Source organism: Cytobacillus firmus NBRC 15306 (assembly GCF_001591465.1).
Taxonomy (GTDB): Bacteria; Bacillota; Bacilli; order Bacillales; family Cytobacillaceae; genus Cytobacillus; species Cytobacillus firmus.
The window spans coordinates 1-1938 of the sequence record NZ_BCUY01000190.1; the positions used below are offsets into that span (position 1 = coordinate 1).

The 1938-nt window shown below is 33.7% G+C and carries 2 protein-coding genes; both read left to right on the plus strand.

The features are described 5' to 3' along the window. Positions 1–132: 132 nt before the first annotated feature. Positions 133–333: a hypothetical protein gene (locus tag BFI01S_RS21705; protein WP_061794419.1), complete on the plus strand. Its 201-nt coding sequence runs from the start codon at positions 133–135 to the stop codon at positions 331–333. A 338-nt stretch (positions 334–671) separates the two neighbouring features. Continuing rightward, positions 672–1274, plus strand: coding sequence for an SAM-dependent methyltransferase (locus BFI01S_RS21710; RefSeq protein WP_061794420.1), 603 nt, complete (start codon positions 672–674; stop codon positions 1272–1274). Positions 1275–1938 lie beyond the last annotated feature (664 nt).

Sequence of the window (1938 nt, forward strand, 5' to 3'; positions counted from 1 at the left end):
GAGGATTATTTTACGCTTACCTTGTCCAGAAGTATAGAACTATTATATTTCAGTCAGAGTCAGTGTCATCACTGATTTAAAGTTAAGTTTGGTAAGAGAAAAAGAGTCATACCATTAGAGAGGATTACCGAAATGGTCATACAATCCAATATGTCAGCCAAAGCAGTAGTTGAAGTTTGGGAAGTTACGGCTACTATTTTTAAAAAACATAATATACCTCTTACAGAAATAGCGATGGAAATATTTATTGAACCTGATACTCTCGCTAAACTTCTTAATGAGTTAAACAAGGTTGTGGGCAGCTCTACGACAACCTGTATAAATGGTGGCTGACAATTGCTATCAAAATAGAAGTAGGATACTTCTTTTAAATAGGAGTAAGAGCGAAGTCAAAACTCTTACCATCTACAATATGATACTAAATTATCGATGGTCAAACTGAAAATGTATAGAAAAGGGACCCTATTCTAGTAATACTGGGGACTTCCTAGTGTATTCCTAAATTATTTGTTTTCTTTTTAGCTTAATTAAGTTCAATTTATTACAGATCGACTAATAGTGTTCATTTTCGTTGACTCCTTTATCATTTCATTATTTTGAAAATAATAATGATATTCTGTTTAACAAATAAATAATCAGTAGTAAAAATTCTTTATAAAGGAGATTAGAATATGAACCAATGGAATACTCGATTTCAAGGTGAAAATTATGTTTATGGAACTGAGCCTAATGCTTTTTTATTAGAAATTCAGAAAAAACTCCAATTAACTGGCAATGCATTGGCAATAGCAGAAGGAGAAGGACGGAATGCAGTTTTTTTAGCTGAACAAGGAATGAAGGTTACTGCTTGGGATTATGCTGAAACTGGATTACAAAAAACTAAGAGACTTGCAGAAGTAAGAGGTGTAACTGTTGATACAGAGCTTGTCGATTTAAATGAAGCGTACTGGGAAAAAGAACGTTGGGATGAAATTGTTTGTGTTTTCGGACATTTCCCAGAGGAATTACGTAAAAAAACACTTGAAGGAGTGAAGGAAGCAGTAAAAATAGGGGGTTATTTTGTTACAGAGGTATATTCAAAGTATCAACTTCCCTATAAAAGTGGGGGACCACAAGATTTAAGTTTTCTATACGATCCTGATGAGTTTTTAAATACCTTTTCAGATTGGCGGATTGTTCACTTTTTCATGGGTGAGGTTGTTCGTAAAGAGGGGGAATTACATAACGGATTGTCCCATGTCATACAATTTGTTGGGCAAAAACCAACGAAATAAAATTGTAATCTTTGCAACGACTAGAGAGAATACTCGCTCTTTTTTTATGTTGTTTATTTTATTATGGAAATCACCTGAGTAATTATGGAGGAATTGTGAACATACTGAAGTCCGACAGCCTTTACTTCAAACTTCTAATGAGGATAATTAAACCGTAAAGAGGATTGGATTTATTTTTCTGGAATTTTTGATATTTTTTACCAAAAAAGACGATTTAATATGCTCTTCTCAACTAAAAATAGATTATTTATAATAAGTTTAGGTGGGGGTTTAGCTTTAGGGTTTTTAATCATACGGCAAAACTCCAAAAGTAACTTTGGAGAGTACCGCTAGTACAATAGCAACAGGGGAAGAAAAAATAGAAATTGGGGTTCAAGAATGGAATAAGGCTCCCGAGGTAGCGTTAGCGAAAGATCCGGGCTGTCATTTTGGCATCTATTCTTATTGATCTAAAGGAGCAGTTTAGTTAAACAGGAGCGTATAACCCATACTTAATATATAAAATGGCTGCCGAGCATATCGGTGGCTTTTTATTTTGTAGCAATCTTTTGGTATACGTTACCAAAAGGTATCAAAATTTTTAATCTGTACCATAATAGCAGTGTTCAAAAAACGTCCATTTATTTATATCTTGCTTATTGCATATGAATTGAGCCACATGTGC